The organism is Alteromonas sp. KUL17 (genome assembly GCF_006538305.1).
GTDB lineage: Bacteria > Pseudomonadota > Gammaproteobacteria > Enterobacterales > Alteromonadaceae > Alteromonas > Alteromonas macleodii.
Genome location: NZ_BJKJ01000014.1, coordinates 99,039 through 122,999 on the forward strand (window position 1 = coordinate 99,039; position 23,961 = coordinate 122,999).

Genomic DNA, 23,961 nt, shown 5'->3' on the forward strand with positions numbered 1-23,961 from the left:
TTAATTTTACAGCGATTTTTGATTAACACGCTTACTCACTTCCTCTGCGCTTTCAACGCGCTCGGAATAGCGATCAACTAAAAAGTCCTTGTTGTCGCGGGTAAGCAAAGTAAATTTCACCAACTCTTCAACTACGTCCACTATGCGGTTGTAGTAAGGGGACGGTTTCATGCGACCATCGTCTTCAAATTCTAAAAACGCTTTTGCTACAGAAGACTGGTTAGGGATGGTTAACATGCGCATCCAGCGTCCTAAAATACGCATTTGATTTACTGCATTAAATGATTGTGAGCCACCAGATACCTGCATAATGGCCAGCGTTTTCCCTTGTGTCGGACGCACGCCACCAAGGCTAAGCGGTACCCAATCGATCATGCTTTTCATAATGCCAGTCATGCTGCCGTGACGCTCAGGTGAACACCAAATTTGACCTTCAGACCACATCATAAGCTCGCGTAGCTCTTTAACTTTCGGATGTGACTCATCTTCAGTATCTGGCTGCGGCAATCCACGAGGGTCAAAGATTTTGGCTTCAGCGCCAAAGTATTCGAGCAACCGCGCCGACTCTTCAATTACTAGGCGGCTGTACGAGCGTTCTCGCAGCGAGCCGTAAAGTAACAAAATGCGCGGCTTGTGATCTGAGAACGTTGATGTAAAGTTAGCCATAATGGGCTTTTGCATTTGTTCCATTACCGCGTTATCAGAAGGGCTTTGTGCTGATGATATGTCTGGGCTTTCGGATACATTTGGGCTCATTGATTCACCTTTACTCATTACTGGGCACCTAATTTTGATAGTGCCTCTTTAAGTGCTGCTTTATCTAAGTTTTTCTCAGCAAGTTCTGCTAATGCCGCTACACGTTTTTCAATAATATCTATGGTGTTGTTGAATGCGGCGGCTTTCTCTTGCTCGCTACCTTCTAACTTTGACGGGTCTTCTAAGCCCCAGTGCACTTTAAGCGATTTACCGAAATAAACAGGGCATGACTCACCCGCCGCTGAATCACAAACGGTGACGACAAGATCAGCGTCAAAATCTTCAAATTCATCCCACGACTGACTTTGAAGCCCGTTTGTATCAAATCCTCGCTCTGCAAGGTATTTAAGAGAAAGAGGGTGTACTTCACCGACAGGCTGGCTGCCAGCACTACGAGCTTCAACATTGCCGTTCGAGGCGTTAGTGATGGCCTCGCAAAGAATGCTGCGGCAACGGTTGTGCGTACAAATATATAAAATCTTCATAAAAAACCTTGTTTAATGGTCGAGGCTACTGTGGGTAGCTGTAATAGATAGAATAAGACTTCGAAAAAACAGATACTTGGCGACGTATTAAGCTGCAATTAACACTAGGGCCTGTTGACCTTTGCTGTGCATTTTTGCAGCGGTCTTTGTGCCATTCAGAAAGTTTGGAATCTAGCAATTCTCGCAGGACAAATTCGCTAACGCCTCGCTAATATACTCATTGTTGTGAATAGCGGTGTTCTTAATGACCTCCAGCGCCCAAGCGGGTAGGTCAGGATGGAGCTGGTAATACACCCATTTGCCCTTACGAGTATCGAGAACTAAACCGCACTTTCGTAAGTCAGCGAGATGGCGTGAAATTTTGGGCTGGCTTAATTGAAGCGCATCAGTAAGGTCGCACACGCATAGCTCACCTTTTATGCTGAGCATTAAAAGCGTCTTTAAGCGGGTGTCTTCCGACAAGCATTTGAAAAATGTTAAAGGCTGTAGCTGCGCAGAATCAGAACAAGTCGACATAAATCACATCACATATGAAATTTCGTATGTGATGTATCGTATATGAAATTCCGTATGTGTCAATGATGAATCTGAAATTTCATATATGTTTGGTGGGGACGAGAGGGTCTTAGACCGCCATTATTCTCGGTAAGCCAGAAATTTAGTGGTTTTCAGGAGCGGCAGCCTCGAACGACATCGCTACTTCTTTACCGTTTACCTCATTGTAGTGGGCAATTACCTCGTTCATGAAGGCGAACCATGTTGGATTCGGGTGCCAAATAGCCATAAGGTCTTTTTTGGCAGCTTGTTCACTTTCTCCCAGTACGTTAATTCTATAAAGATAGGTAAAAGCGGCACCTCGCCAATTCAGTTTGCAGTGCGTGAGTACCTTGTCTTTTTCGATATCTACGCTTTGCATGAATGCTGCGTAGTTTAAAAAGTTGGCTAATGTGGGGCCTTCCCAATCAACGGGCACATTAAAGTAGTCGAGCCCTAATTCTGAGGTAGTTAAAATCTCACTAGCTCGATTTCCTGGGATCAAGTCTATAACGTGCGTCACTCCTTCCTCTTTTAACAAAGAAAGATGAGAGGCATCAGGCAAGCCCGAAGAATACATGAAGGGCGCGTTTTTTTGGAAGTTAGTGAGCGTTGCAAGTGTCGGTGTGGTATTCATTTGCGCTCGGTCACTGGTTTGCGGTGTTGAATTGTCTTCATGATATGCGTTCGCATGTGCACTTAAAACTAGCCCTAAACTAATACAGGCCGCACTAACAGCGAGACTACGCTTAGACGTTTGAAATGATAGTGTATCTTTCAATATTTTAAGTGCTGCTGATTGGTGCTTTTTCATAATTTAGCGCTCGATGTTCACACTGGTTAGTGATGGCGTTATTGCCATTTCTTACGTTACACATTTGATGGCTTGTTGTCCAAGTGGCAATGCCACCGTTATGTAAACAGGCCCTAACCGTGGCATTGATAACAACTGCTGAATTGAATTTTTATATATCACTTTTAAGTTTAACTTTTCACTACCTTAGGTTTTAAAGAAGACGTATTACGACCAGATGATTTTGGTTTGTATTTACAGCTAAGCCAGATTGAAAAAGGAACGCCTATAAGAGCAGGTAGAACCCAACTGACAATTTGCAGTGACGGCGAGCCTTCAAATAGTACGCGTCCTCCAAAGGCAAAAAATGCGGTATATGCTCCAATACCAGAACCAATGATATGCCCAATGTGCTCAGTTACCCACGCACCTGCCACGATGTTTTTTTGATAAACATAGCGCGCAATACCAATGGCATTTAACAGCGCGATAGGGGCAAAAATACAGGTTAACGTAATGCCGTACGTAATACCTTGATACAATGCAATAGAAGCTACAACAATAAGCAGAGCGGGTAGCCACAGATACTCGATAGTACGCAGTTGCTCAAGATTTTGCTTCGCTTTAAGCACCGCTACGGAATGCCTTACGTTGTTCCATACCAACAGGCTTAACATCAGCAAAAAGAGATATTGACCTCTAAGATAGGCAGTGAAATAAGCAACAGACTCAAAGTGCTCGGGCATTGTTGGGTAGATGACTAGCGGAATAAACAACACCATAGTAGAGCTGATAACGCCACTAATAGACGTAAATAGCATTGCTTTTATATAGTAACCACCAAATTGCTTGTGGGATTTTCCGCCCTTTTTCGTAAGACTAGGCACCCAAAACAGTAAAAGTGACAGAGCACCCGTTAAAATATGAAGCGTTACTATAAAGCCATGAATTGTTTGCATCTTGCTTTCCTTTGGCAATGAACAAAATTGTAGGCTTATAGTGATAACTTCACGAGATTGACAACAGTGCCAGAAGTCATGAAATAAAAAGTGACTTCTGGCCTATGCATTGAACTGTGTTTTTTGTCAAAGTAACGCTATAAGAACGAAAAGATATAGGTAGTCAGAAACGAATGAAAATCTCAATCCCTGCTCATTGGCGGGTGAGCATCGATATTGAGCGCGCATCTGCATGCATTACGTGGATGTTTGTAAGCGGCTCTGCACTTTACTTCTTGTATCATCAATACTCGTTCATGCATTGGCGAACCCTCTCTGCCATTGCTATTTTTTGCATGCTAGCTGTGACTTTTGTGATTGTCAGTAGGCATGACCACAGTATGCCTTCGTTAAGGCTGCCAACGTTATGGGCGATGTTTCTATTAGCGGTACTGTGCCAGTTTTTGCTTCCCTATGCTTACCTTGCCATCTTCATTGTAATTTGGTCCGCCATTCTTCCTTATTATGTTAATTGGAAAACGTGCGTCGTGCTTTCAATACCATTGGCTCTGCCCACAATCCTCATCCAAGGATGGGTGTGGCAAGAGCAGCAAGCTGTCTTAACCGGCGCGCTGTTTTGGACATTCAATTTATTTGCCATGATCATGTCAAACACGGCCATTAAAGAATCGAAAGCACGTGAAGAAGCTGACGCGCTTAATAGAAAATTATTAAGTACTCAGCAACTAATGAAGCAGGCGCTTACTCAAGATGAACGCCTGCGTATAGCGCGAAACATTCACGATGTTTTAGGGCATCATTTGACGGCGCTTACCATCAACCTTCAAGTCGCGTCTAGAAAGGCGGATTTATTAGAAAGCACTGAATCGCAAGCCATAAAGCAACACGTTGACCAGTCCCACAGTATCGCAAAGCTTTTGCTCTCTGATGTTAGAGAAGCGATTTCTGACATTCGGGAAAATGCGGCTATTGATTTTTCATTAGCGGTAAACGCACTAATTAAAGATTTGCCTAGGCCGATGGTAAATCTACACATTGACGACAATTTGATGTTAACCAACGTGCGAATTGCCGATTGCCTTTTGCGAAGTATGCAGGAGGCGCTAACTAACGTGATCCGCCATACACAGGCGCATTATTTTTCCCTATCACTGACGCAACACAATGGCGCTTACAACCTACTAATGCACGACAGTATGGTGCGGCATGCTGCAGATAAGAAACTCAGTGATGAGCAGCCAAGTAGCATACAGTTCTTCGACAAAGCATCATGTAGCTATTCAGAAAGCGCTTGTGCAAAAGGAGTTCGAAAGGAAGAGGGACCAAGGGCATCTGACACTTCAAGTCATGTGGTGGCTGGCAATGGCCTAAAAGGAATGCAGGAACGGGTTAATGAGCTAAATGGAACTATTAGCTGGCAACAAACTGAGCAGGGTTTTCGCATCGCAATTCACATACCGGAGGGCGAATGAAAACACGCCTTATTTTAGTTGAAGATCAAATGCTGGTAAGGGAAGGCATCAAATCACTTTTAGGGCTTGATGATAGCGTTGAAGTTGTTGGCGAATACGAAAATGGTCAGCAGCTCATTGATAGTGAAAACGCTTTAAACTGTGATGTGATATTAATGGATATTCGCATGCCCAAATTATCGGGTATCGATACTTTGCTTGCACTGAGTGATAAAGGGATTAGTACGCCAGTGCTAATGCTCACTACGTTTGACGATCACGAGCTGGTAAACGGTGCTATGCGCGCCGGTGCAAAAGGGTACCTGCTTAAAGATGTATCGCTAGAAACCCTGGTAGACACTATTACACAAATAAAAAATGGCAAAACGCTGATTCAGCCCGCGGTAACCGAAAAAGTATTGCAAGGCTTGAAAGGACTGAACGTAGAATTTGAGTCGTTTGAAAATCCAGAGCCACTTACTGAGAAAGAAGTCGAAATTCTCCATTTGATCGCTGCGGGTTACAGTAATAAAGAAATTGCAGATGCGATGTTCAAATCAACAGGCACCATTAAGAACCAAGTTTCTTCAGTCATGGCTAAGCTTGGTGTACGAGATAGAACGAGGGCAGTACTCAAGGCGTTAGAGCAGGGGATATTGTAATCGATAAAAGGAGAAGCAGAGCTTCTCCTAACGTGTTCCGAGCTAAGGCTTAAATTATTTATCCATATGCACAACAGAGCGGATACTTTCACCTTTATGCATTAAATCAAAGGCATTGTTAATGTCACCAAGACCCATGGTGTGAGTGATAAACTCTTGAAGACCAAAGTCACCATTTAGGTATTGCTCTACAATACCTGGCAGCTCTGAACGACCTTTAACACCGCCAAATGCAGAGCCGCGCCATACACGACCTGTCACTAACTGGAATGGGCGCGTTGAAATTTCTTGTCCTGCACCAGCTACACCAATGATCACAGATTCGCCCCAACCCTTGTGACAGCACTCAAGTGCAGAACGCATCACGTTGACGTTGCCGATACATTCAAACGAGTAGTCAACACCGCCGTCAGTCATTTCAACAATCACTTCCTGAATAGGCTTATCGAAATTCTGAGGGTTTACCACGTCAGTTGCACCAAGCTGTTTTGCTAGGTCAAACTTACTTTCATTAATATCAATACCAATAATGCGGCCGGCGCCTGCCATGCGTGCACCAATAATGGCAGATAGACCGATACCACCTAACCCAAAGATAGCAACCGTGTCGCCTTCTTGTACTTTCGCCGTTTTAAGCACGGCGCCCATACCGGTTGTCACACCACAGCCAAGTAAGCATACTTCTTCTAACGGCGCCGTTTTGTTTACTTTCGCCAGCGATATTTCTGGTAAAACCGTGTACTCAGAAAACGTTGAACAGCCCATGTAATGATAAATTGGCTCACCATCTTTAGAGAAGCGGCTTGTGCCGTCTGGCATTAAGCCTTTACCTTGTGTTTCGCGCACTGCTTGGCAAAGGTTAGTTTTGCCTGACTTACAGAACTTACATTCGCCACATTCTGCGGTGTAAAGAGGAATAACGTGATCACCAACTTCTACGCTGGTTACACCTTCACCGACCATTTCAACAATACCACCACCTTCGTGGCCTAGAATTGAAGGGAATACGCCTTCAGGATCATCACCGGACAGCGTAAATGCATCAGTGTGGCATACGCCAGTTGCAACGATGCGTACAAGTACTTCGCCTTTCTTAGGAAGCTCTACGTCAACTTCTTCCATCTTTAACGGCTCACCCGGGCCCCAAGCCACCGCAGCTTTTGACTTAATGTGCGTTTGACCTTCTTGCAACGAATCTTTAAACGATGTCATGTGATGACTCCTTAATCATAAATATACGATGATGTTTTATAGGCCAAAGTATAGGAGACGGATTACTAATGATAAATACGGTTTTAGTGAATCACTATTTCATATTTGTAATAATTGATTTGGCCAAATAGAATGTACTTAAATAAACCGCGCTGTGTTGAACAACGCTAAACTAACGAGTGGCGATAATGAAATATCTAGAAGGTATAGCCGAGTTTTGTGCCGTAGCTGACGTTGGCAATTTTACCGGGGCTGCAAATAAGCTCGACACGTCAGTGGCGCAGATAAGCCGTAAAGTCGCATCACTTGAAAAGCAGCTAGGCGTAAAATTATTACAGCGTACAACGCGCAGCGTATCGCTTACTGAAGCGGGTACGCAGTATTTTCAGCAGGCAATGCCCGCGTTAAAGGCGCTCGAAGATGCCCAGCTAGCGGTGAGCGCACTGCAAGCATCGCCGCAAGGGCTAATTAAACTTACCGCTCCCGTAGCGTTTGGCGAAGCATTCATAGCGCCATTGCTCAATACCTTTATGCAAAAGTACGCTGGCATTAGTGTGCAGTGTACGTTCTCCAATGAAAAACTCGATATTGTGGAGCTTGGTCTCGATCTCGCTATTCGTATTGGCAAATTAGAAGATTCGACACTTGTTGCTAAAAAGCTGGCTACACGTCATTTGTTTGTATGCGGTAGCAAAGACTATTTTTCTCAACACTCGATGCCAAAATCTCTACAAGAGCTTAAGGAACATACTTTGTTGGTAGGCTCCCAACCCAACTGGAGGTTCGTTGTAAATAAAGAAGTGCAAACGTTGCCAGTGCAAGGACGTGTGCGATACAACAGTGGCAACGCACTCTGTAGCGCTGCTTTGGCTGGATTGGGGCTTACCCAGCTACCTGGGTTTTATGTGCGTGAAGCATTGGCACGTGGCGAATTGGTAGAGGTATTACCAGAATATAAAGACAAGCAAGAAGCTATTTGGGCAGTATTTCCTTCCAATAGAAATGTTGCGCCAAAGATTCGTTTACTGGTTGATTTCCTTGCCCAAAATATCATGGATGATCGCTAGGAAAACAAACAAAGTAAGCCTTGTATGCCTTAATAAGCAATATTTCGTGTAGAGTGTTGCACTTTTTGCAATACAGTGTAGTGAAAACTGCGGTTGACATATAGACGTCTATACGGCAAATTGCTTGTATGAAAAAGATTCTACTTACTCGCACCACCATTATGTTAATTACCACCTTAAAAAGGGCGGTCGCTGACTAGTGCAAGTAAGCAAAAGACAACGAAAGCCCGCCTAACACAGAGCGGGCTTTTTTTTACACACGTTTTAGCATGCGTAACCTTAAGGAGCAGCATATGAAAGTCTTAAAGTTTGGGGGTTCTTCTCTAGCCGATGCACCGCGATACATGCGCGTTATGGAGATTAGCACGGCGACCCACCAAACCGACGGTGCTGCGGTTGTACTCTCTGCCCCAAAGGGGGTAACGAACGCGCTTTCACTACTATGTGAACAAGCAGCCGCGGGTGAAGATTTCCAGCCATTATTCAATAAGTTGAACGACACGGTTACCGGCATCGCCAACAACCTAAACGAAGAACTCGACGGGTTTGCACATACAAGCGTGGTAGAATTCATTAATAGTCACCTTTCAGTACTAAAACAGCACCTTGAAGGTATTAAGCTGCTTGGTGTTGCACCTGATAATGTCGCTGCCGGTATTCTAAGTATTGGTGAGTACATCTCGGTGACGCTTTTTAGCGCTATGCTATCTGCCAAAGGTATCGCTAATCGCGTTATTGACCCGGTTAAGTATGTGCTGGCCGAAGGCGATTACCTAGACAGCATTGCCGATGTGTCGCTTAGTAAAGCGCGCTTTTCAGATGTGCCTACTGACGGCAGTGAATTTCTGGTCATGCCGGGGTTTGTTGCTGCTAACGAAGCGGGCGAGAAAGTCACGCTTGGGCGTAACGGCTCAGACTATTCAGCGGCCATTTTAGCGGCGTGTATAGACGCAAATTGCTGTGAAATTTGGACAGACGTAGATGGTGTTTATAACGCTGACCCGAACCAAGTTGAAGGGGCAGTGCTGTTAGACAAGCTTACCTATCAAGAAGCGATGGAGCTGTCTTATTTCGGTGCCAAGGTACTTCATCCGAAAACTATCGGTCCTATTGCCCAACACCACATCCCTTGTTTGATCAGAAACACACTAAACCCAGCTGCGCCAGGTACGCTAATCAGCAATGAAAAAAGCGAGGTGTGGACGTCAGTTAAAGGTATTTCACAGCTTGATAACGTCACCATGTTTAACGTTGCAGGCCCTGGCCTTAAAGGCATGGTAGGTATGGCAAGTCGTGTGTTTGAGGTGATGTCGAACGCCAATATTTCAATAAGCCTTATTACCCAGTCTTCGTCAGAATACTCAATCAGTTTCTGTATCCAAAGTAAAGACGCCAGCCGAGCGTTAACGCTTCTTGAAGATGCGTTCGCGCTAGAGCTTCAAAATCAATTGCTAGACCCCATTGAAGTGCGTCATGACCTAGCCATTGTTACTTTAGTTGGTGACGGTATGCGTCAAACCAAAGGCTTGGCAGCGCGTTTCTTTAACTCGCTTGCCCAAGCGCGGGTAAACAACGTTGCTATTGCTCAGGGCTCTTCAGAACGCTCTATTTCAACGGTAATTGAAAGCAAGCGTGCTAAGAAAGCGGTAAAGGTTATTCACCAGAATTTTTTCTCTGACCGCCATACCATTGACGTATTCCTAGTAGGGTGTGGCAATGTGGGAACCGAACTGCTAGGTCAAATTGAAAAACAACAGCCGGCTTTGCTAAAACGCAATGTACAGCTGAGAGTTTATGGCATTGCAAATAGCAGGAAACTGCTGTTAAACAGTCAAGGGATTGATTTAAGCGGTGACTGGAAAGCGGCACTTGAATCGGCAAGCGAAGGATTAAGCGTTGAACGCCTGCATCAGTTTGCCAACGACAATAGTCTGGTAAACCCGGTGATTGTTGACTGTACTAGTCACGAAGCGATTGCACAGCAATATGTAGATATGATGGAAAGCGGTTTTCACGTGGTAACGCCAAATAAAAAGGCGAACACGAGCGCAATGTCTTACTACCGCAAGCTTCGTAAGACCGCGCAATCGACAAATCGTCAGTACCTTTACGAAACCACTGTAGGCGCAGGGCTACCGGTTATCGATAACTTGCAAAAGCTATTCAGCGCTGGCGACACCTTACATCGCTTTGAAGGAATTCTATCGGGCAGTTTGTCTTATGTATTTGGCAAACTTGAAGAGGGCATGAGCCTGTCGCAAGCGACACAAACAGCCAAAGACAACGGTTTCACAGAGCCTGATCCGCGCGATGACTTAAGCGGCATGGACGTAGCGCGCAAGCTGCTTATCATGGCTCGTGAAGCTGATTTAGCGTTAGAACTATCTGACATTGAAATTGAGTCTGTACTGCCAAAAGGTTTTGCCGAAGATTGTTCAATTGACGAGTTTATGCAGCAGCTGCCAGAGTTAGATGCGTCGTTTGGTGAAAAGGTTGAAGCGGCTAAAGCAGAAGGTAAAGTACTTCGTTATATCGGCAGCATTGAAGACGGAAAATGCAAAGTAAGCATTCAGGCTGTACCGGCAAGTAACCCTCTTTCGCAGGTAAAAGACGGTGAAAACGCGCTGGCGATTAACAGTGACTACTATAGCCCAATCCCTTATGTGATTAGAGGATATGGAGCAGGTGGTACGGTAACAGCAGCAGGGGTGTTTGCTGACATTCTGCGTACTATGCCGTGGAAGCAAATGGCGCACTAAGGGCTAAATAACGCTTAGCTTGCTTAGCGTAGATAGGCGGCTAAAGTAAGATATTCGAAGGTGTGACTTAGGCCAGTAATGTTGTGGCATCGATTTAAAGCGCTAATTTATTGAGCTAATTTGAAGCGCTAATATAAAGAGCACGCCACAAGCGAAGTAAGAGTAATAATATGAAAGCATTCACGGCCTTCGCGCCGGCATCAATTGGAAATGTGAGCTTAGGCTTTGACGTACTAGGCGCAGCGCTTGCGCCCGTTGATGGCACTAAGCTAGGTGATGAAGTTGAAATAAAGACGGCTGAGTCATTTTCACTAGAAACGGTGGGGCGCTTTGCTCACAAACTCCCGGGCGATGCAGACAGTAATATTGTAACCAAGTGCTATCACTATTTCTGTGAGCAAATGGAAAAGGCTGGAAAAACAACCTCTCCTGTTGCGCTTACGCTTCATAAAAACCTTCCAATAGGCAGCGGGTTGGGTTCAAGCGCAAGCTCTATTGTGGCAGCGTTTGCAGCGTTAAATGCTTACTTCGACACCCCGTTCGATGAAGATACTCTGCTTATAATGATGGGCGAATTAGAAGGCCAAATAAGCGGTAGTATTCACTATGATAATGTTGCTCCCTGTTACTTAGGTGGTATGACGTTAATGACAGGTAGCGATGCGCCTGTCACGCTGTCGTTGCCGTTAAACGACGAATGGTACTATGCCGTCTGTTATTCAGGCATTAGCGTATCAACGGCGGCGGCTCGCGATATCTTACCTAAACAGGTGGAAATGGCGACGGCACTAACCTTTGGTCGACAGCTAGGTGTGTTTGTACACGCCTTACATGTAGGTAACTTTGATTTGGCAGCATCGGTAATGAACGATGTTATAGCCGAACCTTACAGAAAATCGCTACTGCCTGGCTTTGATGACGCTCGTGCGTTTAGTGAGCAAGCGGGCGCGCTCGCTTTTGGTATTTCTGGCTCGGGACCTACGGTTTTTGCCGTGTGTCCAAGTAAAGCTCAGGCGGAAAAAGTCGCCGCCTATTTAACAGAGAACTATATTCAAAATGAAGATGGCTTTAGCCATGTGTGCCAAATACCAAGCCAAGGCACCATTGTTTCTTAAGGTACATAGCTTTTTAAGGTATATGGTTTCTTAAAGGCAAATGATTTCCTAAAAGCACAATTATTTTTTAAAAGATTAAAAGGGCAGAGTACTTGCCCACATAAAAAGGTAACAGCAAGTGGAATTGGTAAATTTAAAAGATTCATCGGACACAGCAAATTTTGCTGAAGCCGTTAAGCGGGGCTTAGGTAAAAACCAAGGGCTTTATTTTCCAGAGCATATTCCTACCCTAGACAATATTGACGAATTGTTGGAAAAGCCATTTGTAGAGCGCAGTATTGAAGTACTTCGCGCCCTTATCGGCGATGAGCTGAATAATGGCGAGCTAGAAGAAATTGTTCAGACCGCATTTGCTTTTGGTGCACCAGTTGAGCAGGTCAACGATAACGTATACTGCTTAGAGCTTTTCCATGGCCCAACGCTAGCGTTTAAAGATTTTGGCGGCCGCTTTATGGCGCAAACCCTGTCGCGTATTAGCGAAGGGAAGCCAGTTACCATTCTAACAGCGACTTCAGGTGATACCGGCGCAGCGGTTGCACATGCATTTCACGGCATCGACAATATCAACGTGGTTATTTTGTTTCCAAAGGGCAAGATTAGCGCGCTGCAGGAAAAGCTATTCACTACGCTAGGCGGTAATATTCATACCGTTGCTGTTGAGTCAGACTTTGACGCATGCCAATCACTCGTAAAAACCGCGTTTGACGACCCTGACGTACGTGAAGGCCTTCACCTGAACTCAGCAAACTCAATCAACATCAGCCGTTTACTAGCTCAGGTTTGCTATTACTTTGAAGCAGTAAGTCAGTTGCCAAAAGAGAAACGAGACCAACTCGTTATTTCAGTACCTAGTGGTAACTTTGGTAACCTTACGGCTGGCATGATTGCTAAATCGTTAGGTTTACCTATAAAGCGTTTTATCGCAGCAACTAACTTAAACGACACGGTACCTCGATACCTTAAAACCGGCGAGTGGGAACCTAAGGCGACGGTTGCGACCATGTCTAACGCAATGGATGTGAGTCAGCCTAATAACTGGCCGCGAATAGAGGCGCTTATTGAGCGTGGCTATATCGACAAAGCGTGTCTTAAAGGTGAGATGGTTGACGAAGAATATACGCAGCTTGCTATGCGTCAATTAGCGCAACAAGGCTATACCAGCGAGCCACATGCCGCGATTGCCTATCGCGCAGTAAGTCACGACTTAGAAGACGGCGAAATTGGTTTGTTCTTAGGAACAGCGCACCCGGCTAAGTTCAGAGAAACCGTTGAAAACGTGCTAGGTAATCCAATCTGCTTACCGAAAGCGTTGGCCGATGTAGCCGGTGAAGACAGCTTGGCGGTAGACTTGCCAGCGTCTTACGATGCGCTTAAGCAGCATATGTTGGACTTGCTGAAGTAATGACACAATCGGCTATGACATGGCAAACCGCGCTAAGCGATGAAAAGCAAAAAGACTATTTTGTTACGTTGCTTGAGCGCGTGAAGCACGCTCGTGAAGCGGGAAGCGTTATCTACCCGCCTCAGTCTGACGTATTCAATGCGCTTAAATACACGCCGCTAGACGAAGTAAAAGTCGTGATCTTGGGTCAAGATCCGTACCACGGTCCTAATCAAGCCCATGGACTTTGTTTTTCAGTAAAAGCTGGCGTTAAAACACCGCCATCGCTTAAAAATATGTACAAAGAGCTGTTGTCTGACATTGATGGTTTCACCGAGCCCAACCACGGCACGCTGACGTCGTGGGCGGAGCAGGGCGTATTGCTACTTAATACTGTATTGACCGTTGAGCAGGGCAAAGCACATAGCCACGCGAAATGGGGATGGGAAACCTTCACCGATAAGGTTATTGATGTGGTCAATGAGCACTGCCAAAACGTTGTGTTTCTTCTGTGGGGAAGCCATGCGCAAAAGAAAGGTAAGCACATTAACCGTGAAAAACACCACGTTTTACATGCGCCTCATCCGTCGCCACTCTCAGCACACAGAGGCTTTTTAGGTTGCAAACACTTCAGCCAAACAAACGAATACCTTATTGCTAAGGGCAAAGAACCCATTAATTGGCAGGTATAGTACTGGCACAAATAGCAGCTAGCCACACAGCAAGTGTGGTTGCCTTATTCAGGGCCTATCAATGACTCACTAGATAAATGCCTAAATAGCTATGAGACATGTTATGCGGTCTGGCCGCAATTAGGCACAGAGCATATTCCTTAGCTAATACGCTATTACATAGAGCCAGCGAAGAGACACCATGCTTGCAAGTGAAGCATTTACAGCACGCTAGAAAGTAAAAAGGCCGCCTGTGTAACAGGCGGCCTTCGTTTTATCTTTCCAGTGTCTCTAGCTCGTACTCGAAACCACAGTCGAGTTCGGCCAGTTCTTTTTCTAATTTGTAGCGATCTTGTAGCGCTTCGATTTCTCTCCACTTACGTTTTTTGCTTTTGGTTTTTGCTGGGCTTGCTTCGATGTCTAACATGGCAAATAGATCTGATTTATCCACTGGGATCTCCTTTTTATACCACTACAACTAATACAGAGTTTTTGTTTTTAATTCCCTCTGTACAATTTTGTATCACAGCCGCCACTAAAATAAAATAGTTTAATTTACCTTTTATTAACAAATTGTGACGATATGATGACAACGGTAAGGAAATGTCCAGTGTGTTTAAAGCGTGAACAATAACTGTATGTAATTGATCCTATTTGTTTTGTTAGTAATCAATTGTACAGTGTTACGGATATCAAAAATGTCTGTCGTATTGTCGATGAAAACCGCAACAAAAAACGGCTAGCTTTCGAAAAAGCTAGCCGTTCAGTTTGTTATTTGCACCAATTGGGTGATTTTAAATCACCTCGCATTCCTTATTTTGGTGCATTCGCTGCTCTGAATTTGGCAATCAATTGTTGTGTTGAAGCGTCGAAATTATCTTTGTCTGCCTCACCTTGAATGCCTGCAAGTACTTGGTTTCCTAGTACTTTACCTAACTCTACGCCCCATTGGTCGAATGAGTTAAGGTTCCAGATAACACCCTGAACGAATACCTTATGTTCATACATTGCAACCAGCGCGCCAAGTGTTTTAGGCGTAAGGCTATCAAACAAGAAAGTATTGCTAGGCTTGTTGCCAGGCATGGTTTTATGAGCGGCCAAGCGTTTACGTTCAGCGTCGTCTAGGCCTTTACCGTCAAGGTCTGCATAACACTCTTCAAAGGTTTTACCCTGCATTAGTGCCTGGGTTTGACCAAAACAGTTAGACGCAAGCATAGCGTGATGCGTGTCGTCCTGGTTAGGAACGTTAAGTGGCAACATGAAGTCTGCTGGGATAACGCCAGAACCTTGGTGAATAAGCTGATGGAAGCTATGCTGGCCGTTTGTACCTTCACTGCCCCAAATAATTGGGCCAGTAGGGTAATCTACGTGCTCACCTTCTTGCGTCACTTCTTTACCATTACTTTCCATATCTAACTGCTGTACGTAAGCTGGTAAGCCGCGAAGATAGTGGTAATAAGGCAGCAACACATGAGACTGTGCATCGAAAAAGTTTCTGTACCATACGCCTAACAGTGCAAGTAGAACAGGCATGTTTTCTTCTAGCGGTGCGGTTGTGAAATGGGTGTCCATGTCAAACGCACCTTCAAGTAAGCCTTTGAAGTTTTCAAACCCAAGGGCTAGCGAGATAGGCAGGCCAATGGCAGACCACAGTGAATAACGACCGCCTACCCAATCCCACATAGGGAAAATATTGTCGGCGCTAATACCAAACTCGGTGGCTGCTTTAACGTTTGAAGACACGGCTACAAAGTGTTTAGCAATATCTTCTTGTGTACCGCCAGACTTTAAGAACCAGTCTTTAGCCGTAAGTGTATTTTGAAGCGTCTCTTGGGTAGAGAAAGATTTTGATGACATGACCACCAAAGTTTCTTCAAAATCTACGCTAGATAGCACATCGTGAATGTGGCAACCATCAACGTTGGCAACAAAGTGAACTTTCACGGCATCAACGGTATGCGGCTTAAGTGCCTCGGTCATAATCTTAGGACCCAGGAACGAACCACCAATACCAATTGCCACAATGTGCTTGATAGGCTTGCCGGTATAACCTTTGTGTTCACCGCTGTGAACCGACGCGGTAAACGCTTCAATTTTTGCAAGCGTAGCATGCACTTCAGGCATGACGTCTTCGCCATCTACCATCACTTTACGGTCTGAGAAATTACGAAGTGCGGTGTGAAGCACAGCGCGACTTTCTGTTGAGTTAATCTGCTCACCAGAAAACATCGCGTCGCGAAGGGTTTCTAGTTTGCACGCTCTGGCAAGGTCGAAAAGTCCTTTAAGCGCGTCATCATTTACACGGTTTTTCGAGTAATCAAGAAAAATACCGCAGGCTTCAAGCTGCATCTTATCTGCGCGATTTGCATCTTGTGCAAACCAGTCGCGCATGTGCGCATCTTTTACCGTTGCAGCAAGTTCAGACAGCTTTTTCCATTCAGGAAGAGAAGTTAAAACACTCATTGTTTCAATAGCCCTTACGCGCTTAGTTTTTCGCGAAGCATGGTTTCAAGTTTTTCCTGATCTGCGGCGAAGTTGCGGATGCCTTCAGACAGCTTTTCGGTTGCCATTGCATCTTCATTCATTGCCCAGCGGAATTCGCTTTCTGTTAAGCGGTCACCTGGTGTTTTTGTAGCGCCATTGTCTTCAAGTTTAACCTCTAGATCGCCAGGCTCGTTTGCCAGTTCTTCTAGCAGTGCTGGGCTAATGGTTAGACGATCACAACCTGCCAACGCTTGAATTTCACCAATGTTACGGAAGCTTGCGCCCATCACTACGGTATTGTAGCCGTGGTCTTTGTAGTAGTTATAAATTTTAGTTACAGATACTACGCCTGGATCTTCATCTGGTGCGTAAGACTCAGTACCGGTCGCTTTTTTGTACCAGTCTAAAATGCGCCCTACGAATGGAGAGATAAGATAAACACCGGCCTCTGCACAAGCTTGTGCTTGGGCGAAGCTAAATAGAAGCGTTAAGTTACACTGAATGCCTTTCTTCTCTAGCTCTTCTGCTGCCTGAATACCTTCCCAAGTAGAGGCAATTTTAATAAGAATGCGTGACTTATCGATACCCGCGTCTTCATATAGCTGAACCAAACGTTCCGCTTTTTCGATAGTGGCGGCAGTGTCGAACGAAAGGCGTGCGTCTACTTCAGTTGAGATTCGGCCTGGAATAGTTGCAGAGATTTCTTTACCAATGGCTACCGCTAGTTTGTCTGCTGCATCAGTAAGCTGCTGGTCAGCGTCGTTTGACTGAAGTTTTGCCCATGCTACAGCATCATCAATTAGGCTTGCATATTGAGGAAGACCAGCCGCTTTTAAAAGTAGCGACGGGTTAGTTGTGGCATCGACTGGTTGATACTTTTTAATGGCATCGATGTCGCCCGTGTCGGCAACAACGGTAGTGATATCACGTAATGAAGCTAACTGATTGCTCATAATTCTCTCTGTTCTTTATCAAAATAAATTTGGACAACTCGCTGGAAAAGCCAGTTGAATAAAACGGTTCGCTTGCGCGTGTGTAGGGCTTCGCGCTTGCGTTCTTTTTTACCAGTTCTTAGTTCTTTAACAAGTACTGGTACATGCAGCGCTTTGGTAATTGAGGTACGTTCACGGAGGGTGTATCTCAATTATTGTTTGAATAATTATTTGTAACGCTATTTATATCAAACCCGTGTGACAATTCATACATTGAATAGCGACAAAATGGCTAATCGGATTTCTCTGTTAAGCCAATTTACGTCTTTCTTATGCCATTTTGCTTTTTGAAGCGAATCAGGTGGTACAATACGAGCGTAAAAATTAAGGAGTCGAAATGTTAGTTGTAGTATCCCCAGCAAAAAATTTAGATTTTGAAAGCGAAATTCCTGTGAGCCAGTTCACTCAGCCTGCCATGCTTGAAGACACTGAACGTTTGATGGAAGTTTGCCGCACCTTATCGCCTGCTGACTTATCATCGCTGATGAAGATAAGCGACAAGTTAGCAACGTTGAACGCCAACCGTTTTGCTGAGTTTTCTACGCCGTTTTCGCCCGATAATGCACGCCAAGCAATGTATGCGTTTAATGGTGATGTGTACACTGGGTTAGATGCCTACTCGCTTGATAGCGAAACGGTCGAATATGCGCAAAAACATCTTCGAATTTTGTCTGGCCTATACGGATTGCTTCGTCCTTTAGACTTAATGCAGGCCTATCGTTTAGAAATGGGCACTAAATTAGCAAACCCTGAAGGAAAAGACCTGTATGCGTTTTGGGATGATCGCATTACTTATGTGCTAAATAAGGCATTAGAAGCACAGGGTGACAATGTGTTGATCAACCTTGCTTCAAATGAGTACTTTAAAGCAGTGAAGAAAAAGTCTTTAGATGGCATGATCATTACGCCAACGTTTAAAGACTGCAAGAACGGTCAGTATAAAATTATCAGTTTCTTTGCGAAGAAAGCCCGTGGTTTAATGGCGCGTTATATTCTTGAAAACCGTGTAGAAGACGTACAAGGTCTGAAAAACTTCGACGTAGATGGCTATGTGTTTAGCGAAGAACAAAGCTCTTCAACTGAACTTGTGTTTCTGCGTAACCAGGAAAGTTAATAACACCCGTTCATCCATAATCACCTTAAAAGTAGGACATAAATTTGAGCATATTAGTTCGCAATTTACCTAAAACATTTACTCAGGAGAATCTTGAAGACTTGTTTTTCGAGTTTGGCATCATAGCGTCGTGCGACTTGGTGATAGATGAGGCTTCTGGCTTATCGAAAGGCTTTGGTTTCGTAGAAATGAGCACGCAAGAAGAAACCGATAAAGCCATTGAAAAACTTAACGCCAAAGTTATCGACGGTAAGAAAATTCGTGTTAAGTGGTCAAATCAAGAGAAGAAGCAGGCTGAAGCGATAGCTAGTGCGCCAGCGCCCAAAAGAGACATTCCCGAAGATGTATGGGGAAGTGCTTCTCGCAATAACTCTGATCGTGAAAACGACGCCGAGTAATACCGAGGGAATACAACTAACAAGCGCTGACAACGAAGGTTGTCAGCGCTAAACCTTCATTTAACCAGATACGGTTGCTGTTTGTACTTGAGTATTGCGAGCAGTCATAACAATGGCTAGCCACACCAGTACACCACCACCGGCAAGCGCTAGGCCTACCCAACCCGTTGATGTATAGCCATAACCCGCTGACAGTGTCATTCCTGCCAACCAAGGGCCAAGTGCATTAGCGGTGTTAAAAGCCGCATGGTTCATGGCGCCGGCTAAAGTCTGAGCCTCGCCAGCGACATCCATAAGCCTTGTTTGCAGCGGCACCACCATGCCACCACCGATACCAATGAAAAACAGTGATGCTGCCATTAAGTATGGATTCCCCATCGACGCAGCGTAAGCTGCAGCTGATAGGCCCAGTAAAACCTGAAACGTAATCGCTGACGTCAGTAACCTGCCTTCAGAATAGCGGCCTGCAATAATATTGCCCAAGGTTACGCCTATGCCATAGATAAGCAATGTAGCCGAGATTCCCCACTCAGGTGAAGAGGTTGTACTTAGGTAAGAGGCACTGAAGTAAGAATACACGGAGAACATGCCACCAAAGCCAATAGCGCCCATAAGTAGTACCAGCAGCACGTCTTTGTTTTTCAGAGCTTTAAGCTCGGTTAGCGGTTTGGCATCTGGATTAGGGCCGCGGTATGGTGCGGTTTTCCAGACCATTAATGCAGTAACTAACGCAAAGGCTGAAATAATAAAGAAGCCAGTTCGCCATCCGAGCATTTGCCCAATACCGCTAATTGACGGCACACCAATAATATTGGCAATAGCCAAGCCTAAAATGACGTTACTGACAGCTTGCGCCCGTTTATTTTTACCGGCAATGTCTGCAGCAAAGAGCATGGCAATGCCGAAGTAAGCGCCATGAGGAAGGCCAGCAATAAAGCGCGCTATGTTCATTGTCCATTCTGACCACGCTAGTGCTGTTAGCAAGTTTCCGCCAGCATAAAATATCATCATTGAAATAAGCATGGTGCGTCTTGCAAGCCTGGAAAAAAAGATAGTGATAAGCGGCGCGCCCACTACAACACCAATGGCATAAGCACTAATTGCGTGACCAGCGACATTTTCAGTAATGCCAAAATCTTCTGCAAAGTATGGTAATAAACCCATTGCCGCAAATTCACTGCAACCAATCACAAAGGTTCCGAAAGCCAGCCAAAAGGTTATAGTGGCCAGTGAGTATTCACCCAACGCTGAGGGCTGCTCTGAAGATGCCTGCTTTGAAGAGGCTTGGTCAGAAAGAATCTTGTCAGTTTGATTCGTCATAAACGTCCTTTTGTTCATTGCGTTCAATCACGTACTTAGTGGCTGCTTTAGCGAGGGTCTGTTGAGTTTTGCTGTGCATTTTTACAATGTCCGTGTGTCATCAAAGATAAAAGACACTCAGCAGACTAGCGCTTTGATGAAACGCAAAAACCGGCTCAACGGAATGTTTGCCGGTTCTCTTCGAATAGTCGCCGTTATTATCGATAATATTTAGAAACCATCGATAATATTTAGCAATGATCAACAGCCCACAGGTTCGTGCTTTTCGTATTCGTTTACTGCAAGAGATCGTAGCATCGCTCAGATAGCAAGTAACGGTAACTGATAAGGTTTCTTAATCAATTCAGCGATTTAAATGTAGTGCTTTTGTTAATAAATTACGTCGGACCTTTTGCGTTAGAAAGTCGAGTGGGCGTTTAAGAAAATCGAAGGTGACTGTTTTCTGTGCATAAACATTGGTTACCTTTTAGTTCATCCCTTTGTTATCTTTTAACATTTATCACGTATTCCAGTCGTGGCGTGAGCACAACGCCGTATCTATCCCCCTATTTAAAACAAACTTCTTGACTTTGAGGTGTTCTATATATAGAACGTTCTTTAAATGGAACAACATTAAGTTGGTAAGGTGTGAATCAATCAACGCTCAACATCCTCGGAAGGCATTTGCAGAAACTCAGGCAAGACAAAGGTGTCTCGCTGTCGCAATTGGCAGCAGGGGCAGGTATCGCTAAATCTAACCTTTCAAGATTAGAGCAGGGTAACGGCAATCCGACGCTAGACACCATTTGGCGGTTAGCTAAACAACTAGACGTTCCGTTCGGTCAGCTAGTTCAGCCTGTTAGCGCAAGCGTTGGAGAAAAGGGCGTAGAAGTTCGTTTAATTGAGCAAGGACAAGGTATCCCGAACGTTGATGCTTATTGGATGTCGGTTGCACCCAATACTTTTCGAGAGGCAGAAGCTCACGCCACAGGAACAGAAGAAACGATTACCGTTGTTAGCGGCTCTCTGGAAGCTGGGAATAGTGGAAATACTCAATGGCTGCATCCGGGTCAAAGTTTAGCATTTAACGCTGATTTGCCCCACGTATACAAAACGGGAGACGAGTGGGCGACATGTCTTATCACAATCGTTTATCACAAAGAGGCAAAGGAATGAGCCAACTTTCATCAAAAAGTGGACTTAAGCAAGGGGTTATCGACGGGTTACCTTTGTTAGGTGGCTATATTCCGGTAGCCATTTCATTTGGCGTGATCGCAGTTCAAGCCGGTTTTTCTACGCTGGAAGCCACGCTAATTTCCATATTCATTTACGCAGGCGCGTCGCAGTTTCTTTTGGTAGCCATGGTGGCATCAGGTGCGCCACTTTGGCTAGCGGTTTGTATGACGTTATTAGTTAATGTACGTCATGTGGTTTATGCGCCCAACTTGGTGCCTTATTTACCGCAAAGTAAAGCTTGGCCCTATTTAATGCACGGCCTTACTGACCAGATTTTTGCGCTAGCCCATACTCGCTTGCCGCTAATGGACGATGCTAAAAAGGTAGATTGGTTTAAAGGTGTATCGATGGTGGCGTGGCTTAGTTGGATCTTAGGGACAGCGCTTGGCGGTATCGCAGGGGATTCCCTTACCCAACAATGGCCAATATTAGACAGCGTGATGCCCTTTGCTTTACCTGCACTTTTCCTTGTGCTACTCGCGCCTAAATTCTCAAGTAAACTGTGGAGCGCTACCTTGCTCATTACAATGACGGCGGCTCTCTTTTTGGCTCTCAGCACCTTTAAAAACGCTGCAATTCCATTGGCAGCACTATGCGGTGCGATAACCTTTTATCTTCTTACCTCGCACGTTGAAAGGAAGCAATCTCATGCACGTTGATATCTGGATAGCCATTGTTGTTGCAGCCATCGGGACATATGCATTACGCGTAGGCCCGTTGCTGTGGACTCAGCGTCACTTTAATAAACACAAGGCCAATAACACTGAGGCGCGTTTACCTACGTGGCTAAGCGTGTTAGGGCCGTTAATGATTGCCGCTATGCTAGGAGCGTCACTTATTCCAAAAGCACCGTCAGCGGCGAGTTGGATTGCAACCGCAATAGGCACTGTTGTCACTGTGCTTGTTTGGCGCAAATTCAAAAGCTTAGGGCTGCCAGTGTTTTGCGGCGTGCTTTCTTTTGGTGTGGCTTTTGGTATCGCTTTGGTTTAGCGTTGGGCGTAGACGTTAAGTTGCTGGGCTAAGACTTATTCTTACCCAAGGCTTTCTCGCCCCAAATTTCTTCCAAGCGCTGGTCACGCCCACAGTTCCATCGGTAGAACTTATAGCGAACGGGACTTTTTTTATAAAAATCTTGATGGCCAATTTCGTCGCCTTTTATCGGATAAAAGGTAGAAGCATCGAGTATGGGCGTTACCACCTTTTTATTGGGAAATTGGGCTACCACGTCAGCTTTTGTTTTTTCTGCTATAGCACGTTCTTTATCGTTTGCTACAAAGATGGCGCTTAAGTAACTGGGTCCCTTATCACAAAACTGACCTCGGTCATCGAAAGGGTCAATGTTCACCCAAAAATGATCGAGAATATCATTATAAGAAAGCATTTCGCCGTCGTAGGTGATCTTTACCGCCTCAAAGTGTCCCTTGTGATTGCCATTATAAGTCGGATTTGGCGCGCTTCCGCCAGTGAACCCCGACACCACATCAGTAACCCCGTCTAGCTTTTCAAAATCAGACTCCATGCACCAAAAGCAGCCCCCAGCTAGAATGGCCTCGTCGGCACTTGTTGATGGCGTAAAAACCGAAGCGCTTAACGCTGTGCTAATTAAAACTGCAGAAAGTGTTAATTTCATCACTCACCTTTTATGTGTTGGTTTAACGTTGAAGCGACCTTCACGTTTAAGTCTTCAGGCCCCAGTTTGCGAAGATATACGGTTAACAAATAAAGAACGGTTTAAGCTGAAATTAATTTCATCGTAGTGCTGCGAGTTAATTCGATTTTTGTTTTACAAGCGTACATTTTTTACAAGCGTACATTTTTTCTAAGCGCACATTGCGAAGCTTGAGGCTTGGCGCGAAAGCATAGGTACTGAAAAAGACTAGGAGGAGGTAAGTAAAATTTTCATCTCACTCTGTAGTCTTCTTTCAAAAAGGGAACAGTCTTTGATTCCACCATTTAAAAGACGGGCTGTAAAGCCGCTATGACAAGGGATAGAGCGATTTCTTATGATCGGCAGAGCACTTGCATCTTATCCAACTACATGAAAATCAGTTTAGTTAAAATGAAAGGAAAGATGATATGTCGATAGTCAAATCAGGTAGTGCAGTTTACAAGCCGCTAGGTAAAAAGGGAAAGGGGAGCATTTCTACACAAACCGGTGCTTTATCGAACCAGCCTTATGGTTTTAACACGCGGTTTGAAGATGAAAAGGGAACCAACCCCGAGGAATTAATTGGTGCGGCGCATGCGAGTTGCTTCACCATGGCACTTTCTTTTGCGCTTTCAGACGCGGGATACGATGACGGCGAGTTAAATACCACAGCAAAAATCAGTTTAGAGAAAAACGATGACGGCTTTGAAATAACTCAATCGGCACTAAGCTTAGATGCTGAAGTTGAAGGGATTACCGAAGATGAGTTTGAGAAAATTGCACAGGAAGCAAAAGAAAATTGCCCAGTATCTCAACTTCTTAATGCCAACATCACATTGGAATACCGATTGAATATCGAATAAGGGATAAAGGCTATTACTATCCTTATCGAAAGGTAGGACTCGCTTTGTTAGACAAGACCAGGCAAGTTGTTTTTATCAGTGT

At 44.8% G+C, this 23,961-nt stretch carries 24 protein-coding genes; 13 read left to right on the plus strand and 11 right to left on the minus strand.

Annotation, left to right across the window (positions count from 1 at the left end; genetic code table 11):
* Window positions 1–6: 6 nt before the first annotated feature.
* From arsH to KUL49_RS13405, 5 genes are all read right to left on the minus strand, one after another.
* Window positions 7–774 (minus strand): arsenical resistance protein ArsH, encoded by a 768-nt coding sequence (gene arsH, locus KUL49_RS13385; protein ID WP_131137602.1) that lies wholly within the window; start codon window positions 772–774, stop codon window positions 7–9.
* The gene (locus tag KUL49_RS13390) at window positions 774–1,241 is read right to left on the minus strand and encodes an arsenate reductase ArsC (protein ID WP_131137603.1); all 468 of its coding nucleotides are present in this window, start codon (window positions 1,239–1,241) and stop codon (window positions 774–776) included. The genes arsH and KUL49_RS13390 overlap by 1 nt, the downstream gene beginning before the upstream one ends.
* 171 nt (window positions 1,242–1,412) lie before the next feature.
* Entirely contained in the window at window positions 1,413–1,757 is a 345-nt protein-coding gene (locus KUL49_RS13395; RefSeq protein WP_039226273.1) for a metalloregulator ArsR/SmtB family transcription factor, read from the minus strand.
* Between the two features lie 142 nt (window positions 1,758–1,899).
* A complete protein-coding gene (locus KUL49_RS13400; RefSeq protein ID WP_131137604.1) occupies window positions 1,900–2,589 on the minus strand; it encodes a hypothetical protein in 690 nt (229 codons plus the stop codon).
* A gap of 170 nt (window positions 2,590–2,759) precedes the next feature.
* Window positions 2,760–3,527 carry a hypothetical protein gene (locus KUL49_RS13405; RefSeq protein ID WP_131137605.1) on the minus strand — a complete coding sequence of 256 codons (768 nt, stop codon included), beginning with the start codon at window positions 3,525–3,527 and terminating at the stop codon, window positions 2,760–2,762.
* A 173-nt stretch (window positions 3,528–3,700) separates the two neighbouring features.
* Here KUL49_RS13405 and KUL49_RS13410 point away from each other — a divergent pair, with 173 nt between their 5' ends.
* Both KUL49_RS13410 and KUL49_RS13415 read left to right on the plus strand, forming a co-directional pair.
* Window positions 3,701–4,999 (plus strand): sensor histidine kinase, encoded by a 1,299-nt coding sequence (locus tag KUL49_RS13410; RefSeq protein ID WP_131137606.1) that lies wholly within the window; start codon window positions 3,701–3,703, stop codon window positions 4,997–4,999.
* On the plus strand, window positions 4,996–5,640 hold the full coding sequence (locus KUL49_RS13415; RefSeq protein WP_131137607.1) for a response regulator transcription factor: 645 nt from the start codon (window positions 4,996–4,998) through the stop codon (window positions 5,638–5,640). Before KUL49_RS13410 ends, KUL49_RS13415 begins: the two co-directional genes overlap by 4 nt.
* A gap of 54 nt (window positions 5,641–5,694) precedes the next feature.
* On the opposite strand, the gene KUL49_RS13420 is transcribed toward KUL49_RS13415, so the two are convergent.
* Window positions 5,695–6,852, minus strand: a complete 1,158-nt coding sequence (locus tag KUL49_RS13420; protein WP_014950490.1) for an S-(hydroxymethyl)glutathione dehydrogenase/class III alcohol dehydrogenase — start codon at window positions 6,850–6,852, stop codon at window positions 5,695–5,697.
* A 188-nt stretch (window positions 6,853–7,040) separates the two neighbouring features.
* On the opposite strand from KUL49_RS13420, the gene KUL49_RS13425 reads away from it, so the two are divergent.
* The 5 genes from KUL49_RS13425 (at window position 7,041) to ung (ending at window position 13,866) form a co-directional block, all read left to right on the plus strand.
* Complete coding sequence (locus KUL49_RS13425; RefSeq protein ID WP_110288208.1) at window positions 7,041–7,919, plus strand: LysR substrate-binding domain-containing protein; 879 nt, start codon at window positions 7,041–7,043, stop codon at window positions 7,917–7,919.
* 293 nt (window positions 7,920–8,212) lie between these two features.
* Window positions 8,213–10,678 (plus strand): bifunctional aspartate kinase/homoserine dehydrogenase I, encoded by a 2,466-nt coding sequence (thrA, locus tag KUL49_RS13430; RefSeq protein ID WP_131137608.1) that lies wholly within the window; start codon window positions 8,213–8,215, stop codon window positions 10,676–10,678.
* A 170-nt stretch (window positions 10,679–10,848) separates the two neighbouring features.
* On the plus strand, window positions 10,849–11,793 hold the full coding sequence (gene thrB, locus KUL49_RS13435) for a homoserine kinase (protein ID WP_131137609.1): 945 nt from the start codon (window positions 10,849–10,851) through the stop codon (window positions 11,791–11,793).
* Between the two features lie 118 nt (window positions 11,794–11,911).
* On the plus strand, window positions 11,912–13,195 hold the full coding sequence (gene thrC, locus KUL49_RS13440; protein ID WP_131137610.1) for a threonine synthase: 1,284 nt from the start codon (window positions 11,912–11,914) through the stop codon (window positions 13,193–13,195).
* Window positions 13,195–13,866 carry a uracil-DNA glycosylase gene (ung, locus tag KUL49_RS13445; protein WP_131137611.1) on the plus strand — a complete coding sequence of 224 codons (672 nt, stop codon included), beginning with the start codon at window positions 13,195–13,197 and terminating at the stop codon, window positions 13,864–13,866. Before thrC ends, ung begins: the two co-directional genes overlap by 1 nt.
* A 253-nt stretch (window positions 13,867–14,119) precedes the next feature.
* Here ung and KUL49_RS13450 read toward each other — a convergent pair whose 3' ends face one another.
* The 3 genes from KUL49_RS13450 to tal all read right to left on the minus strand — a co-directional run bounded on the left by KUL49_RS13450 (window position 14,120) and on the right by tal (window position 17,282).
* A complete protein-coding gene (locus tag KUL49_RS13450; protein WP_012519516.1) occupies window positions 14,120–14,296 on the minus strand; it encodes a DUF3545 family protein in 177 nt (58 codons plus the stop codon).
* A 362-nt stretch (window positions 14,297–14,658) separates the two neighbouring features.
* A complete protein-coding gene (gene pgi, locus KUL49_RS13455) occupies window positions 14,659–16,308 on the minus strand; it encodes a glucose-6-phosphate isomerase (RefSeq protein WP_131137612.1) in 1,650 nt (549 codons plus the stop codon).
* 14 nt (window positions 16,309–16,322) lie between these two features.
* A complete protein-coding gene (gene tal, locus KUL49_RS13460; protein WP_131137613.1) occupies window positions 16,323–17,282 on the minus strand; it encodes a transaldolase in 960 nt (319 codons plus the stop codon).
* 376 nt (window positions 17,283–17,658) lie between these two features.
* On the opposite strand from tal, the gene yaaA reads away from it, so the two are divergent.
* Together yaaA and KUL49_RS13475 are read left to right on the plus strand one after the other, a co-directional pair.
* Window positions 17,659–18,435 (plus strand): peroxide stress protein YaaA, encoded by a 777-nt coding sequence (gene yaaA / locus KUL49_RS13470; protein WP_049586026.1) that lies wholly within the window; start codon window positions 17,659–17,661, stop codon window positions 18,433–18,435.
* Between the two features lie 44 nt (window positions 18,436–18,479).
* Window positions 18,480–18,833 carry an RNA-binding protein gene (locus KUL49_RS13475; RefSeq protein ID WP_131137614.1) on the plus strand — a complete coding sequence of 118 codons (354 nt, stop codon included), beginning with the start codon at window positions 18,480–18,482 and terminating at the stop codon, window positions 18,831–18,833.
* A 60-nt stretch (window positions 18,834–18,893) separates the two neighbouring features.
* On the opposite strand, the gene KUL49_RS13480 is transcribed toward KUL49_RS13475, so the two are convergent.
* Window positions 18,894–20,153, minus strand: coding sequence for an MFS transporter (locus KUL49_RS13480; protein ID WP_131137615.1), 1,260 nt, complete (start codon window positions 20,151–20,153; stop codon window positions 18,894–18,896).
* Between the two features lie 663 nt (window positions 20,154–20,816).
* On the opposite strand from KUL49_RS13480, the gene KUL49_RS13485 reads away from it, so the two are divergent.
* The 3 genes from KUL49_RS13485 to KUL49_RS13495 are packed head-to-tail and all read left to right on the plus strand — an operon-like array spanning window position 20,817 to window position 22,358.
* Window positions 20,817–21,308, plus strand: coding sequence for a helix-turn-helix domain-containing protein (locus KUL49_RS13485; RefSeq protein ID WP_242633833.1), 492 nt, complete (start codon window positions 20,817–20,819; stop codon window positions 21,306–21,308).
* Window positions 21,305–22,027 carry an AzlC family ABC transporter permease gene (locus tag KUL49_RS13490; protein ID WP_131137617.1) on the plus strand — a complete coding sequence of 241 codons (723 nt, stop codon included), beginning with the start codon at window positions 21,305–21,307 and terminating at the stop codon, window positions 22,025–22,027. The genes KUL49_RS13485 and KUL49_RS13490 overlap by 4 nt, the downstream gene beginning before the upstream one ends.
* Complete coding sequence (locus KUL49_RS13495; RefSeq protein WP_131137618.1) at window positions 22,017–22,358, plus strand: AzlD domain-containing protein; 342 nt, start codon at window positions 22,017–22,019, stop codon at window positions 22,356–22,358. The genes KUL49_RS13490 and KUL49_RS13495 overlap by 11 nt, the downstream gene beginning before the upstream one ends.
* A gap of 28 nt (window positions 22,359–22,386) precedes the next feature.
* On the opposite strand, the gene msrA is transcribed toward KUL49_RS13495, so the two are convergent.
* Entirely contained in the window at window positions 22,387–22,998 is a 612-nt protein-coding gene (msrA, locus tag KUL49_RS13500; RefSeq protein ID WP_131137619.1) for a peptide-methionine (S)-S-oxide reductase MsrA, read from the minus strand.
* Between the two features lie 446 nt (window positions 22,999–23,444).
* On the opposite strand from msrA, the gene KUL49_RS13505 reads away from it, so the two are divergent.
* Entirely contained in the window at window positions 23,445–23,879 is a 435-nt protein-coding gene (locus tag KUL49_RS13505) for an OsmC family protein (protein ID WP_039218753.1), read from the plus strand.
* The last annotated feature ends 82 nt before the right edge of the window (window positions 23,880–23,961 follow it).